At 69.6% G+C, this 14,743-nt stretch carries 12 protein-coding genes; 8 read left to right on the top strand and 4 right to left on the bottom strand.

Annotation, left to right across the window (positions count from 1 at the left end; translation table 11 throughout):
• Positions 1-13: 13 nt before the first annotated feature.
• Genes QZ709_RS09155 through QZ709_RS09120 form a run of 8 tightly spaced genes read left to right on the top strand, consistent with a single transcriptional unit; the run spans position 14 to position 9,248 of the window.
• Complete coding sequence (locus QZ709_RS09155) at positions 14-1,279, top strand: carbamoyltransferase HypF (protein WP_294636974.1); 1,266 nt, start codon at positions 14-16, stop codon at positions 1,277-1,279.
• On the top strand, positions 1,279-1,539 hold the full coding sequence (locus tag QZ709_RS09150) for a HypC/HybG/HupF family hydrogenase formation chaperone (RefSeq protein ID WP_294636973.1): 261 nt from the start codon (positions 1,279-1,281) through the stop codon (positions 1,537-1,539). The genes QZ709_RS09155 and QZ709_RS09150 overlap by 1 nt, the downstream gene beginning before the upstream one ends.
• The gene (gene hypD / locus QZ709_RS09145; protein WP_294636972.1) at positions 1,536-2,696 is read left to right on the top strand and encodes a hydrogenase formation protein HypD; all 1,161 of its coding nucleotides are present in this window, start codon (positions 1,536-1,538) and stop codon (positions 2,694-2,696) included. The genes QZ709_RS09150 and hypD overlap by 4 nt, the downstream gene beginning before the upstream one ends.
• Positions 2,697-2,736: 40 nt before the next feature.
• Positions 2,737-3,801: a hydrogenase expression/formation protein HypE gene (hypE, locus tag QZ709_RS09140; RefSeq protein ID WP_294636971.1), complete on the top strand. Its 1,065-nt coding sequence runs from the start codon at positions 2,737-2,739 to the stop codon at positions 3,799-3,801.
• 9 nt (positions 3,802-3,810) lie between these two features.
• Positions 3,811-5,295, top strand: coding sequence for a sigma-54 dependent transcriptional regulator (locus QZ709_RS09135; protein ID WP_294636970.1), 1,485 nt, complete (start codon positions 3,811-3,813; stop codon positions 5,293-5,295).
• Positions 5,292-6,353: a HupU protein gene (locus QZ709_RS09130; RefSeq protein ID WP_294636969.1), complete on the top strand. Its 1,062-nt coding sequence runs from the start codon at positions 5,292-5,294 to the stop codon at positions 6,351-6,353. Before QZ709_RS09135 ends, QZ709_RS09130 begins: the two co-directional genes overlap by 4 nt.
• 10 nt (positions 6,354-6,363) lie before the next feature.
• Positions 6,364-7,836, top strand: a complete 1,473-nt coding sequence (locus QZ709_RS09125) for a nickel-dependent hydrogenase large subunit (RefSeq protein WP_294636968.1) — start codon at positions 6,364-6,366, stop codon at positions 7,834-7,836.
• A 14-nt stretch (positions 7,837-7,850) separates the two neighbouring features.
• Positions 7,851-9,248: an ATP-binding protein gene (locus QZ709_RS09120; protein WP_294636967.1), complete on the top strand. Its 1,398-nt coding sequence runs from the start codon at positions 7,851-7,853 to the stop codon at positions 9,246-9,248.
• Between the two features lie 12 nt (positions 9,249-9,260).
• On the opposite strand, the gene QZ709_RS09115 is transcribed toward QZ709_RS09120, so the two are convergent.
• The 4 genes from QZ709_RS09115 to QZ709_RS09100 all read right to left on the bottom strand — a co-directional run bounded on the left by QZ709_RS09115 (position 9,261) and on the right by QZ709_RS09100 (position 14,412).
• Positions 9,261-9,971 carry an LrgB family protein gene (locus QZ709_RS09115; RefSeq protein WP_294636966.1) on the bottom strand — a complete coding sequence of 237 codons (711 nt, stop codon included), beginning with the start codon at positions 9,969-9,971 and terminating at the stop codon, positions 9,261-9,263.
• On the bottom strand, positions 9,968-10,390 hold the full coding sequence (locus QZ709_RS09110; protein ID WP_294636965.1) for a CidA/LrgA family protein: 423 nt from the start codon (positions 10,388-10,390) through the stop codon (positions 9,968-9,970). The genes QZ709_RS09115 and QZ709_RS09110 overlap by 4 nt, the downstream gene beginning before the upstream one ends.
• Before the next feature lie 81 nt (positions 10,391-10,471).
• On the bottom strand, positions 10,472-12,724 hold the full coding sequence (locus QZ709_RS09105; protein ID WP_294636964.1) for an EAL domain-containing protein: 2,253 nt from the start codon (positions 12,722-12,724) through the stop codon (positions 10,472-10,474).
• Complete coding sequence (locus tag QZ709_RS09100) at positions 12,721-14,412, bottom strand: ATP-binding protein (RefSeq protein WP_294636963.1); 1,692 nt, start codon at positions 14,410-14,412, stop codon at positions 12,721-12,723. The genes QZ709_RS09105 and QZ709_RS09100 overlap by 4 nt, the downstream gene beginning before the upstream one ends.
• Between the last annotated feature and the right edge of the window lie 331 nt (positions 14,413-14,743).

Raw genomic sequence — 14,743 nt, 5'->3', positions numbered from 1 at the left:
GCACACCCAGTCGGTGCCGCAGCCGGCCCCGCGCCGCATCCTGGCGGTGGGCGCGTGGCTCAAGAACACCGCGTGCCGCCTGGAGGGTGACACGGTGCGCTGGTCGCCGCTGCATGGTGACCTGGCCGAGCCGGCCCAGTGCATGGCGCTGGAGGCCTCGATCGAGGCGCTGCTGGCCGAGGGCCCGGTTGACGCGATCGCGCACGATCTGCACCCCGATTTCTTCAGCACGCGCCTCGCGCAGCGCTGGGCTCAGCAGTTGGGCGTGCCGGCCATCGGCGTGCAGCACCACCACGCCCACATTGCGGCGCTGCAGGCCGAGCACGGCCTGAGCGAGCCGGTGCTGGGCCTGGCCCTCGATGGCGTGGGCCTGGGCACCGACGGGGTGGCGTGGGGTGGCGAACTGCTGTGGGTGGACGGGGCGCGCTGGTCGCGCCTGGGCCACCTGTCGCCCCTGTGCCTGCCAGGTGGCGATGTGGCCGCGCGCGAGCCGTGGCGCATGGCCGCCGCGACGCTGCACGCGCTGGGCCGCACGGACGAGATCCCCGAGCGCCTGGGCGCCCACCACGGCGAATCGGCCACGCGGCTGCTGTCGGCCATGCTGTCGAAGCGGCTCAACAGCCCGCTGACGACCGGGGCCGGGCGCTGGTTCGATGCGGCTGCGGGCGCGCTCGGCCTGGGTGCCCGCCAGGCCTTCGAGGCGCAGGCCGCGATCGCGCTGGAGCAGGCCGCCACCGCCTGGCTGGCCGAGCACCCGATGCAGGCCGACGCAGGCGACGCGCCCCTTCGCGATGACGGCACGCTCGACCTGCTGCCCCTGATGACGCGCCTCTGGGCCCTGACCGACACCGACCCGGCCGCCCGGCGTGGCGAGCCGGATGCCGGGCTGCGCGGTGAAGGGGCCGCGCGCTTTCACGTGACCCTGGCCGATGGCCTGGCCCGCTGGGCCGTGCAAGCCGCCCAACGCCATGGCGTGCGCACCGTGGTGCTGGGCGGGGGCTGTTTCTACAACCGCTTGCTGGTGGCCCGCCTGCGTGAAGGCCTGGCGCACCACGCCGAGCAGGCCGGCTTGCCCACGCTGCGCGTGCTGCAGGCCGAGGCCGTGTCCTGCGGCGACGCGGGCCTGGCGATGGGACAGGCCTGGGCGGTGGCTCATCTGTCGAGCCTGTCCGACCTCGCGTCCGGCCAGATCGACCCGCTGCCTGTTCCGTCGCCCGTGGCCGATCCGCGCTGCCCGACCCCACCCGTTCCCGTCCTGTCCCCCGAAGGAGCCCGCTGATGTGCCTAGCCCTGCCTGCCCAAGTCGTCGAGAAACGCGACGGCGACGAGGCGATCGTGAACCTGGGCGGCGTGCGCAAGGCGGTCTCGCTCGCCCTCGTGCCCGAAGCCGACATCGGTGACTACGTGATCGTACACGTGGGCCACGCCATCGGCCTGCTGGACCGCGAGGAAGCCGAGAAGACCCTGGCGCTGTTTGCCGAGCTCGATGCCGCGCAGGCCGCCGAAGCGGCACTGACCACCGGAGGTGCCGCCGCATGAAGTACATCGACGAATTCCGCGACGGGGCCATCGCGCGCCAGCTGGGTGAACGCATCCACGCCGAGGCGCACCCCGACCGCGTCTACCGCTTCATGGAGTTCTGTGGCGGCCACACGCACGCACTGTCCCGCTACGGCGTGACCGAACTGCTGCCGCCCCAGGTGCAGATGATTCACGGCCCGGGCTGCCCGGTGTGCGTGCTGCCGATTGGCCGCATCGACCTGGCCATCCGCCTGGCGCTCGAGCGCGGCGCCATCGTCTGCACCTACGGTGACACGATGCGGGTGCCGGCGTCTGACGGCCTGTCGCTGATCAAGGCCAAGGCCCGCGGTGGCGACATCCGCATGGTGTATTCCGCGGCCGATGCGCTGAAGACGGCGCAGGCCCATCCCGACCGCGAGGTGGTGTTCTTTGCCATCGGCTTCGAAACCACCACGCCGCCCACCGCGCTGGTGGTGCAGCAGGCCGAGCGACTGGGCGTCAAGAACTTCAGCGTGCTGTGCTGCCACGTGCTGACGCCGGCCGCCGTCACGCACATCCTCGCAGCGCCCGATGCCGAGCAGCATGGCAAGGTCGAGCTCGACGGCTTCGTCGGCCCAGCCCACGTCAGCATCGTCATCGGCTCCGATCCGTATGTGCCGTTTGCCGAGGGCTGGCACAAGCCGGTGGTGATTGCCGGCTTCGAGCCGCTCGATGTGATGCAGGCCATCCTGATGCTGGTGCGCCAGGTGAACGAAGGCCGCGCCGAGGTGGAGAACGAGTTCACCCGTGCAGTCACGCCCAAGGGCAATGTGGCGGCGCAGAAGGTGATGGACGAGGTCTTCGAGGTACGCGACAGCTTCGAGTGGCGCGGCCTGGGTGTGGTGCCGCACAGCGCGTTGAAGCTGCGCGAGCGTTACGCCGCCTTCGACGCCGAGCGTCGCTTCGACCTGCACTACCAACCTGTACCCGACCACAAGGCCTGCGAGTGCGGTGCCATCCTGCGCGGCGTCAAGCGCCCGACCGACTGCAAGCTGTTCGGCAACGTCTGCACGCCCGACAACCCGGTGGGCTCGTGCATGGTGTCCAGCGAAGGGGCGTGCGCGGCGCACTACAGCTACGGCCGCTTCCGCGACATCCCCATCGTGCCGGCCGCTCCCCGGGCCCGTGCGGCCTGACCCCGCCTCGTTGATTTGCCCCCGCTCACCGACTGATCCCATGCCCGTTCGCCCCGACTACATCCGCCCGATCGACCTGAAGCACGGCCGCATCGACATGAGCCATGGTGCGGGCGGGCGCGCTGCGGCCCAGCTGATCGACGAGCTCTTTCTCAAGGCCTTCGACAACCCGTGGCTGCGTCAGGGCAACGACCAGGCCGCGTTCGACGCGCCGCCCGAGCTGGCGCAGGGCGGTCGCCTCGTCATGGCCACCGATGGCCACGTGGTGTCCCCGTTGTTCTTTCCCGGTGGCGACCTGGGCTGCCTGTGTGTGCACGGCACCGTCAACGACGTGGCCATGGCCGGCGCCCGTCCGCTGTACCTGGCCGCCAGCTTCATCATCGAAGAGGGCTTTCCGCTGTCCGAGCTGAAGGCGCTGGTCGAGTCCATGGCCGCGGCCAGCCGCGAGGCCGGCGTGCCCATCGTCACCGGCGACACCAAGGTGGTTGAGCAGGGCAAGGGTGATGGCGTCTTCATCACCACCACCGGCGTGGGCGTGGTGCCGGCGGGCGTGCGCATCGATGGCGCGGCCGCGAAGCCGGGCGATGCCATCCTCGTGTCCGGCACGCTGGGTGAGCATGGCGTGGCGGTCCTTTCCAAGCGCGAGTCGCTGACCTTCGAAACCGAGATCGTCTCGGACACGGCCGCGCTGCACACACTGGTGGCCGCGATGCTGCAGGCGGTGCCCCAGGGCCTGCACGTGCTACGCGACCCCACGCGCGGTGGCCTGGCCACCACGCTCAACGAGATCGCCCGCCAGAGCGGCGTCGGCATGGACCTGGACGAGGCGGCCATCCCCGTGCTGCCGCAGGTCGAGGCCGCGTGTGAGCTGCTCGGCCTGGATCCGCTGTACGTGGCCAACGAAGGCAAGCTGGTCGCCATCTGCGTCCCCGAGCAGGCAGACGCGCTCCTGGCCGCCATGCGCGCCCACCCGTTGGGGGCCGGGGCCGCCCGCATCGGCACGGTCACCGAAGACCCCCACCATTTCGTGCAGATGCGCACGCGCTTTGGCGGCCGTCGCGTGGTGGACTGGCTCACCGGCGAGCAGCTGCCCCGCATTTGTTAAGCTGCCGGCATGAATGCCATCGACCTGCCCACCGTCCTGCTGGTTGACGACGAGGTCCGGTCCCAGGAGGCCATGCGTCGCACGCTGGAAGAGGACTTTCGCATCCTCACTGCGGGCGATGCCGAGCAGGCCCGTGCGCTGCTGGAGCAGTACCCGGTGGCCGTCATCCTGTGCGATCAGCGCATGCCCGGGCAGACGGGCGTCGCCTTTCTGAAAGAGGTGCGCGAGCGCTGGCCGGACACGGTCCGCATCGTCATCTCGGGCTACACCGACAGCGAAGACATCATCACCGGCATCAACGAAGCCGGCATCTACCAGTACATCCTCAAGCCCTGGGTGCCCGATCACCTGCTGGACACGGTGCGCCAGGCCGCGGAAAGCCGCAGCCTGCAAGGCGCGCTGCACCGCATGGAGATCGACCTGCGCGCCGGCACGGGCGTGCTGCGCCAGCGCGCCACCGAGCAACTGGCCCGCGCCAAGGACACCTTCGATTTCGGGCGCATCGAGTGCTCGCCCGGCAGCCCGGTGGAAGAGGTGTGCCGCATGGCCGCCAAGGTGGCCCGCTACGACCTCAGCGTGCTGGTGCACGGCGAGTCGGGCACGGGCAAGGAGTTGCTGGCCCGTGCCATCCACTACGCGAGCGGCCGTGCGGCCGGTCCCTTCGTGGTCGAGAACTGTGCGGCCATCCCCGACACGCTGATCGAATCTGAGCTGTACGGCCACAAGCGTGGCGCCTTCACGGGGGCCTACGACGACCACATCGGCCTGTTCCAGCGCGCCGACAAAGGCACCATCTTCCTCGACGAAATCGGCGAGACCTCGCCCGCGTTTCAGGTCAAGCTGCTGCGCGTGTTGCAGGAAGGGGAGGTGCGGCCGGTGGGCGCGCCCAAGCCGGTGGCGGTGGACGTGCGCGTGATCGCCGCCACACACCGCGACCTGGAAGCCGATGTGCGCAGTGGCCGCTTCCGTGAAGACCTGTATTACCGCCTGGCCAACGTCACGGTGACGATGCCGCCGCTGCGCGAGCGGGGCGGCGATGTGGCCCTGATCGCGCAGCGCCTGCTCGACGAGGTGGCGCGCAGCCTGGGGCGCGGCGCGCTGCGTTTCACCGCCGATGCGCTGGCCGTGCTGCAGGCCTACCCGTGGCCCGGCAACATCCGCGAACTGAACAACGAGGTCACGCGCGCCGTGGCCCTGTCCGACCCGCTTGCTGCGCCTGATGGGGCGGGCCTGATCGACGCCCACGCGTTTTCTCGGAAGGTGCTGCAGGGTGCCGGGTCGGACGTGGCGCAGACCCGGCCAGAAGGCGGGCTGCACCTCGACATCCCCCAAAGCGGCACGTTGCAGGAGCGGCTCGACCGCATCGAAGCCGCCGTGTTGCGTGAGACCATGTTGCGCCTACGCTGGAACAAGACCCACGCCGCGCGCGAGCTGGGGCTTTCACGTGTCGGCCTGCGCGCCAAGCTGCAACGCTTTGGCCTGGAGCCTAAATGAACACGCTGCCGTCCGGATCGCTGGCTCGCTCGCCGGGTGAGCCTCTGAATGTGCTGTGGCTGCAGTCTGGCGGTTGCGGCGGCTGCAGCATGTCGCTGCTGTGCGCCGACACGCCCGATCTGCCCGGCACCCTGCGCGATGCGGGCATCCACCTGCTGTGGCATCCGTCGCTCAGCCTGGAAACGGGCGCGGATGTCATCGCGCTGATGGAAGACGTACTGGCCGACCGCCTGCGTCTGGATGTGCTGTGCATCGAAGGGGCCTTGCTGCGCGGCCCGAACGGCACGGGCCGGTTTCACATGCTGGCCGGCACCGGCCTGCCCATGATCGACTGGGTGCAGCGTCTGTCTGCCAAGGCCCGTTTTGTGGCGGCGGTCGGCAGCTGCGCCGCCTGGGGTGGCATCACGGCCGGGGGCGACAACCCCACCGAAGCCTGCGGCCTGCAGCACGAAGACGAACACCCTGGCGGCCTGCTGGGCGAGGCCTTCCGCAGCCCGGGCCGCACCGAAGCGGGGGCCGAGTGGCCCGTCATCAACATCGCCGGCTGCCCCACCCACCCTGGTTGGGTGCTGGACACCCTGATGGCGCTGGCCGCCGATGCCCTCACCCCGGCCGACCTGGACGCGCTTGGCCGCCCCCGCTTCTATGCCGATCAGCTGGTGCACCACGGTTGCACCCGCAACGAGTATTACGAGTTCAAGGCCAGTGCCGAGCAGCCTTCCGACCTGGGCTGCATGATGGAGCACATGGGCTGCAAGGGCACGCAGGCGCATGCCGACTGCAACACCCGGCTGTGGAACGGCGAGGGCTCGTGCACCCGCGGCGGCTACGCCTGCATCAGCTGCACCGAGCCCGGCTTCCAGGCCCCGGGCCACGCCTTCCACGCCACGCCGAAGATCGCCGGCATCCCCATCGGCCTGCCCACCGACATGCCCAAGGCCTGGTATGTGGCGCTGGCCTCGCTGTCCAAGTCGGCCACGCCCAAGCGCGTCAAGCACAACGCCACGGCCGACCACGTCGTGGTGCCGCCTGCCATCCGGCGCACGCGCTTGAAGTGAGGTCGGCCGCATGAGCACCACCCGCCTGCTGGTCGGCCCTTTCAACCGCGTCGAAGGGGATCTGGAAGTGCGCCTGGAGGTGGCCGACGGCCGCGTACAGGCAGCGCACGTGAACGCAACCATGTACCGCGGTTTCGAGCAGATGCTGCTGGGCAAGGACCCGCATGACGCGCTGGTCTACGTGCCGCGCATCTGCGGCATCTGCTCGGTGTCGCAGTCGGTGGCCGCCGCCTACGCCCTGCGCGATGCGGCCGGCCTGGCGCCGCAGGACATGCCGGCCAACGGCCGCCACGCGCTCAACCTGATGCTGGCCACCGAGAACCTGGCCGACCACCTCACGCACTTCTACCTGTTCTTCATGCCGGACTTCACCCGTCCGGTGTACGCCGACCGGCCCTGGTTTGCCGCGGCCCAGGCACGCTTTGCGCCGCTGCAGGGCCATCACGCCCGGCAGGCCACGGCCGCGCGGCAGCGCTGGTTCACCATCCTCGGCACGCTGGGGGGCAAGTGGCCGCACACGCAGTCGGTACTGCCCGGGGGCAGTGCGCGCGCCATAGACCTGGCCGAGCGGCTGCGCCTGCTGGGCAAGGTGCGCGAGTTTCGCGCCTTCCTCGAGCAGACGCTGTTCGCCGCGCCGCTCGAAGCCATCGCGTCGCTCGACAGCGAAGCCGCGCTCATGGCCTGGTGGCAGCAGGCCGCGCCCGACCATGGCGACCTGCGCCTGTTCCTCACCATCGCGGCCGACCTGGCCTTGGGTCATCTGGGCCGGGGTGAGGGACCCTGCCTGTCCTACGGCGCCTATGTGCAGCCCGATGGCCAGCCCGCGATGCGAGGCGGGGTCTGGGACGCGGCTCAGGGCGTGAGCCTGCCCATGGACTTGGCGCAGATCACCGAAGACGCGACGCACGCCTGGCTGGACGGCGACCGTCCCCTGCACCCGCATGATGGCCAGACCCTGCCCGATGCCGACAAGCCGGCTGCCTACACCTGGAACAAGGCGCCCCGTCTGGCAGGTCGCGTCGCCGAAACCGGCGCGGTGGCCCGGCAGCTCAACGATGGTCACCCGCTGATCCGCGACACCGTGGCCCGCTCCGGCGCCAATGTCCGCACCCGCGTGCTGGCGCGGCTGCTGGAGCTGGCGCGCGTCGTGCCGATGATGGAAGACTGGCTGCGGGCCGTGCGGCCGGGCGAGCCCTGGCACCAGCCCGCGCCCCTGCCGGACGCCGCCCAGGCCACCGGCCTTGCCGAGGCGGCTCGCGGTGCGCTGGGGCACTGGGTGCGCATCGATCAGGGCCGCATTGCCAACTACCAGATCGTCGCACCGACCTCGTGGAACTTCTCGCCCCGCGATGCCGAGGGCACGCCCGGCCCGCTGGAACAGGCCCTGGTCGGCGTGCCGGTGCAGCCAGGCGAGACCACGCCGGTGGCCGTGCAGCACGTGGTCCGCTCGTTCGACCCGTGCATGGTCTGCACCGTGCATTGAAGAGGGATCACGCCATGAGCCTGTCTTCCACGCCGCCCTCATCCGAATCTTCGCACTCGTCGCCTCCGGCCTTGCCGGATCTGGCTGCCGTGCCCGAGGGCATGGACGAGACGGCCTGGCTCGACGTCATCCACAAGATGGACGAGGTCTACCAGCAGCTGGTGCGTGACGAGATCGCGCTGGAGGAGAAGAACGCCCAGCTCGAGCAGTCACAGCAGTTCATCCTGAGCCTGCTGTCCTCGATGAGTGACGTGCTCGTGGCCTGTGACAGCCAGGGGCGCATCGAAGAGACCAATGCGGCCTTGTGCGAACTGGTGGGGCGGGACGAGGCGAGCCTGCGCGGCAGCAGCGCGCTCGATCTGCTCGCCGACGAGGACAGCGTGCAGCGCCTGCGCGAGGTCCTGGGCACCTGGCGCCCGTCGCGGGCGGGCGCGGTGCTCGAGATCCAGTTGCGCGACGCACAGGGCCACAGCGTGCCGGTGGACCTGAACTGCACTCCCCGGCGCAATGCCAGCGCGCGCGTGGTCGGCTATGTGTTCGTCGGCCGGCCCATGGGAGAGATCAAGCGGGCCTATCAGGAGCTGCAGCGCGCGCACGAAGCCCTCAAGCAGGCGCAGCAGCAGCTGCTGCATTCCGAGAAAATGGCCTCGCTGGGGCGGTTGGTGGCCGGTGTGGCCCACGAGTTGAACAACCCGATCAGCTTCGTGCTGGGCAATGTGCATGCGCTCAAGAAGTACACCGACCGCATGGCGACCTACCTGCAGGCCGTGCACGCGGGGGAGCCTCCCGCCTTGCTGGCCGACCTGCGCCAGCGCCTGCGCATCGACCACGCCCTGAGCGACCTGCCGTCCTTGATCGAAGGCACGTTGGAAGGGGCGCAGCGCACCACCGACATCGTCAACGGACTCAAGCGCTTCTCGGTGATGGACCGTGAGGAGCGCGAGCCGGTCGACCTCAATGCCGTCATCGAACGCGCCATCCACTGGGTGCGAAAAGGCACGGCGCCCGGCTTTGCCATCCACTGGGTTCCGCAGCCCCGTTGCCTGGTGCGCGCCAGCGCCGGTCAGCTGCTGCAGGTGGTGATGAACCTGATCCAGAACGCCTACGACGCGGCCTCGGCCATCGATCCCCAGCCGGAGTTGTGGATCACACTCACCCACACCGACCGCGAGGCCACGATCACGCTGCGCGACAACGGCCCTGGCATCCCGCCCGAGCACATGGGGCGCCTGTTCGACCCGTTCTTCACCACCAAGCCAGTGGGCAAGGGCACGGGCCTGGGCCTGTCGATCAGCTTCGGCACCATCGAGCAGCACGGCGGGCGCCTCGTAGCGGCCAACGCGCCCGAAGGCGGCGCCGTCTTCAGCGTGACGCTGCCTTTGCTGAACCCCTTGGCGCCGGCGTCTTCCTGAAGCAGCCCCGCTTCACCCCAGCCAGCCGGCCAACACCGGCGACAGCAACACCAGCACGATGCCCGAGAAGATCATCGTGAGACTGGACACCGCGCCCTGTTCTGCGCCGATCTGCCAGGCCTTGGCCGTGCCCACCCCGTGCGTGGCCGCGCCAAAGGCCGATCCCACGGCCACCGGGTGGCGCACACCCAGCCATGTGAGCCAGCCCTGGCCCACCAGCATCCCGAACACGCCCGTGACCAGCACGCACATCACCGCCAGCTCGGGCTCGACCCCCAGCGTGCTGGCCACCGGCATCGCAAAGGGCGACGACACGGACCGCGGCAGGATGCTGCGCATCACGCTGTCGGGCAAGCCCAGCAGCCACGCCAGGGCCCAGGAACTGGCGACGCCCAGCACCACGCCCGTGAGCACCCCGATGCTCAGCGTGAGCGGATAGCGGCGGATCAGCCCACGCTGCTGGTAGATCGGAAACGCGAAGGCCACGGTTGCGGGCCCGAGCATCCACGTCAGCCACCGCGTGTGCTGGTAGTACACCTCGTAAGGGGTGCCGGTGCCCAGCAGCAGAACCAGCAAGACCAGCGGCGTCACCATGATGGGTGACAGCCACGTACGCGGATGCCGCTGGAACAGCCGCTTGGACGCGAAGTAGAGGCCCAGCGTCAGCACCAGGCTCGCGACGGCCACCACCGGCGCGCCGAGCAGGTCGGTCAGGTCGCTCATGATCGGCCCTCCTGCCCGCGTGCGGTGAGCCGGTCTTCGAGCACGATCACCCGCGAGACCACCCATCCCACGCCACCCATCACGAACAGCGTGCCGACCGCGATCGCAAGCGCCAGCTTCAGCCCGGTGCCGCTCAGCAGCTCGCCATGGCGGATCAGGGCCATCAGCGGCGGGATGAAGAACAGCAGCATCTCGCCCAGCAGCCAGCGCGCGCCGGCCTCGATGCGGCGGGGCGCCAGCACGCCGGTCAGCAGCAGCGCCGTGACGACCAGCAGGCCGACCACACCCCCCGGAACGGGCCAGCCCAGCGCGTGCACCAGGCGGTCCGCTGCCCACCACACGGTCACGAAGAACAGCACTTCAGCCAGCAAGCGGGGCAGCCGGGCTGACAAGGGCGGGGAAGCAGGAGGGGCAGACATGGGAAGGGGCTGAACAGCGCAGACTGCACTGTAACGGCCCTGGCCGCCTGCCGGCCGACGGCAGGCGGGTACGGGACCGACTCAGGCCGGGTGCGTGGCCAGCCAGGCCAGCAGGGCGGGCTCGTCCATCGGACGGGCAAAAAGCCAGCCCTGGCCTTCGTCGCAGCCCAGCTCCAGCAGCATGCCGCGTTGCGAGGCGGTCTCGACGCCCTCGGCGACCACCGTCATGCCCAGGCTGTGCCCCAGGTTGACCACCATGCGCGCGATGCGGCTGTCCTGCTCGATTTCGGCCACGAAGGCCCGGTCGATCTTCAGGCGGTCGGCCTTGAGGTGGCGCAGCACGCTCAACGACGAAAAGCCCGTGCCGAAGTCGTCGATGGCGGCGGTAAGCCCCAGGGCGCCGATCTCACCCAGGCGCTGGCGCATCAGGCCCAGGTCATCCGCCGCCATCGATTCCGTCACCTCCAGCTCGACGCTGGCTGGCTGGACTCCGGTCTCATTCAGTGTGTCGGCCAGCAGCGGGATGAAGTCCGGCTCACGCAACTGGGCCTGCGACACGTTGATGGCCATGGACAGCGTGCGGTGTCCCGCCTCGTGCAGCCGGCGCAGCTGGGAGCACGCCGAATGCAGCACGAAGGTCCCGAGCACGGCCATCAAGCCGGCCTGCTCGGCCAGCGGGATGAAGCGGTCCGGCGGCACCATCTCGCCATCGGGCTTGCGCCAGCGCAGCAGGGCCTCCAGCCCCAACACGCGACCCGTGTGCAGGCAGACCTTGGGCTGGTACACCGTGAACAGCTGGCTGGAGCCGGTGGCCGCCCTCAGGCTGTCCAGCAACTGCATGCGGGTGCGTGCGTCCTGGCCCATCTCAGCCGAGAAATAACAGACCGATCCCCGCTGCAGGCCCTTGGCCCGTTTCAGTGCCAGGTGGGCGTCCTTCAGGAGTTCCGGCCCCACGAGATCCGGCTGGTCCAGTCGCACCAGGCCCATCGTGGCCGACAGCCGCACCGTCTGACTCTGTACGTGAAACGGTGTCTTGAACAGCGCCTGCAGCGGCTCGGCGTCGACCAGACCCTTCGGCCCCAGCACACCGAACACGTCGGCGCTGACGCGGGCCACCACGCAAGGCTCACCCAGTGAGCTGGTCAGACGCTGCGACACAGCCCGCAACATGGCATCGCCGAAGCCGTGACCCAGCATGTCGTTGATCGACGCGAACCCGTCGATGTCGACCACCGCCAGATATCGTTCCGTGTCGGGCATGTGCAATGCCGAGAGGTGCTTCAGGAACTGGTTGAGGTTGGGGATGTGCAGCAGGGGGTCGACATAGGCCTGGTCGACCAGCCGCCCGTACAGCAGCACGTTCTCGAAGCCGGCCGACATGCTCGAGCAGAACACCTCCAGCAGATGCTGGTCGAGCGGTGCAAGCGGCTCGTGGTGGTCGATGTAGGCCGCGAGGCCCCGGCCGTCCGAGGTGGCGAAGTACAGCGTCACACCATGGTCGAAATGGTTGCGCTGCTCTTCCAGACAGCGCTGCAGCGCCTGCTGGACATGCGGCACGCCCAGGTCGCTGAGGGGGCGCTGGATGAGGTCACCGTACTGACCCGCGGCGGCGATCACCCGCGCCGGGTCGTCCTGGTGCTGCAGGCCGGCCTGGGCGCAGATCAGGCCTTCCGGCGCGATTCCCAGCAGGGCGCATAGCTGCTTGACCACCCCACGGGCAAACAGGTGCATGCCATGCAGCCGGCTGAGGTCCGTGCTGGCACGCACCACCATCTCCAGCCCGCGGCGCGTCTGTTCGTGCGCGCACATCTGCCGATAGGCCCGCAGGGCCGTGGTCAGGCTGGTGAACAGCCGAACCCGGGTCAACTCCGACTTGGTGCGGTAGTCGTTGATGTCGTAGTCACGGATGGTGTCCAGCTCGGGCGCGTAGCCCGGCTGCCCCGTGCGCAGGATGATGCGCAGCGATTCGCGCTGCAGGGCCGTGCGCGCCTCGCGGACCAGCTGCAGCCCGGCGTCATCCGACTCCATCACCACGTCGAGCAGCATCACCGCGAGGTCTTCGTGTGCGGCCAGCAGCGCCAAGGCCTCGGCGCGGGAGTGGGCGTGGAGCAGGTGCAGGGGGCGTCCCTCGATCGACAGGCCACGCAAGGCCAGTTCGGTCGCCTGGTGCACGTCCTCGTCGTCGTCCACCACGAGGATCAGCCACGGCGTGCGTGTGTCCAGGCCGCCGACGCGGGTGGGCAGCGGCTCGTCGTCCAGCAGGGGCAGCAGGTCGTCTTCCTCATCGCTGGGGACGGGCGACGCGGGGGTGGGGTGGGGCGGCATCGGCTTCATGGCGTGGCAGTGAACTCCGCGGCGTCACCCCGGTCGGGTGCCACGCGGGGCAGCACCAGGGTGATCGTGCATCCCTGACCCGGCGCGCTGTCGAGCTGCACGCGGCCGCCCAGCAGTTCGGTCACCAGGGAGTAGACGATGTGCAGGCCCAGGCCGGATCCGCCTCGGCCCAGTCGGGTCGTGAAGAAGGGGTCGAACACCCGCTGCAGGTGTTCGGGCGCGATGCCGCATCCGTTGTCCTGCAGGGTGATGTGGACGTGCTCGTCCCCATGGGGCAGGGCCTCGACGGTGATCTGCGGTGCGGCGTGCCCCTCGAAGGCGTGCACCACGGCGTTGTTGACCAGGTTCATCAGCACCTGGCTCAGCGGCCCCGGGTGGCTGTCGAGCACCAGGCCCGGTGCGATCCGGTCGGTCAGCTGCACCTGGCGTTGCTTCAGCGTCGGGCTGAGCGCCAGGTTCAGCTCCCGCATCAGCTCCCCCAGCTCGAACGTGCGCCGTTGATGGCTGGACTGGTCCACCGCGACCTGCTTGAAACCGGTCAGCAGCTCGGCCGCCCGGCGCAGGTTGCGTTCGACCACGTCCACGGCTTCGGCCATGTCGGCGGTGAAGCGCGCCAGCGTCGAGCGCCGCAGTCCGGCGGCGGCATCGGCCTCGAACTGGCGCCGCATGTCCGAGAGGGTGCTGGCCATGATCACGGCATTGCCGATCGGTGTGTTGAGCTCGTGCGCCACGCCGGCCACCAGGGCGCCCAGGCTTGCCAGCTTCTCCTTGCGGACCAGTTCGTCCTGGGTGCAGCGCAGCTCTTCGAAGGCGGCCTGCAGCTCGGCGGTCCGGGCCGCGACCCGTGCTTCCAGGCTGGCGTTGAGGGCCTCCAGCTGCTGCTGAGCCGCCCGGCGTTCGGTGACGTCGTAGAAGGTGGTGAGGAGGTGCTCGCCGACCATGGCGCCGCCGATGACCAGGTGGTGCGGCTGCCCAGCCTTGTCATGCACCAGGAGCTCGACAGGGCGAAGCTCCCGGCCGTCGCGGCACACCTCCTGATGGGCCTGTGCCCACATCGTCCGCACCTGTGCGCGGTAGACCGGATCGGGGTAGGCCAGCGTCCACCATTGTTCGATGTGGCCCAGGTCGGCGGCGGCGTAGCCCAGCAACCGGGTCCACTGCCGGTTGATGTCCACCAGGCTGCCGTCCGGCGTGGTCAGGGCCATGGGGATGGGGGCCAGCTCGAACAGCTTGCGAAAGCGCTGCTCCGAGGCCTGCAGCGCCTGAGCCGCCGCCTGCGCCGCGCTGACATCCCGCACCACCGCCACCAGTTGGGGCACATCGTCGTCGGGTTCAGCCAGGCTGGGGCTCAGTGTCACTTCGGCCGTGAAGGTGTGGCCATCGGCGCGCTGATGGAGCCAGAGAAAGCGCTGGGGCTCGCCCTGCCGCGCCCGCATCACATGTTCCTGCACCCGCGCCCGTGAGGTTTGTCCATCGGGCTGGTGCTCGGGCGACAGCGCCGCCGGGTTCAAGCCCACCAGTTCGTCGTGCGGCCGCCCGAACAGCAACTCGGCGGCCGGGTTGCACGCCACGATGCGCTCCCGCGCCATCAACAGCATCGCGTCATTGGCGTACGCCACCATGGCGCGGTAGGCGCGCAACGGGCTGTCGGGCTCGATGGCGGAAGGCTGGCGCGGGTTGGCGTCCATGCAGTCGTCCCTGGCGTTGTGTGTGTCGTGCAGCCAGGCGAGACTCAATACCCCACATGGCAACAATGACTATATCGGCCAAGGCGGGGAACACCTTTGGGGGAAGCACCGGGTCGGCTGCCCGGGCGTGAAGCGCTTCACGGGTCAGGCGCGGCGAGAAAAAGGAAAGGGCCCGGACGCGGTGCGTGCGGGCCCTTGGGCATATGGTGGTGGAACACGGAACCGAACCCGCGTCCGTAATCCGAACTAAATAGTAACGCCTTGGCCTTGAGGACGTGGATTCGATGATTTGGCCAAAATCGTCCTGCGCTGCCACTGGGCTTCTTGGGTA

The organism is uncultured Aquabacterium sp. (genome assembly GCF_913773725.1).
In the GTDB taxonomy this organism is placed as follows: Bacteria; Pseudomonadota; Gammaproteobacteria; order Burkholderiales; family Burkholderiaceae_C; genus Aquabacterium.
This window is presented reverse-complemented; position numbering and strand designations above follow the sequence as displayed.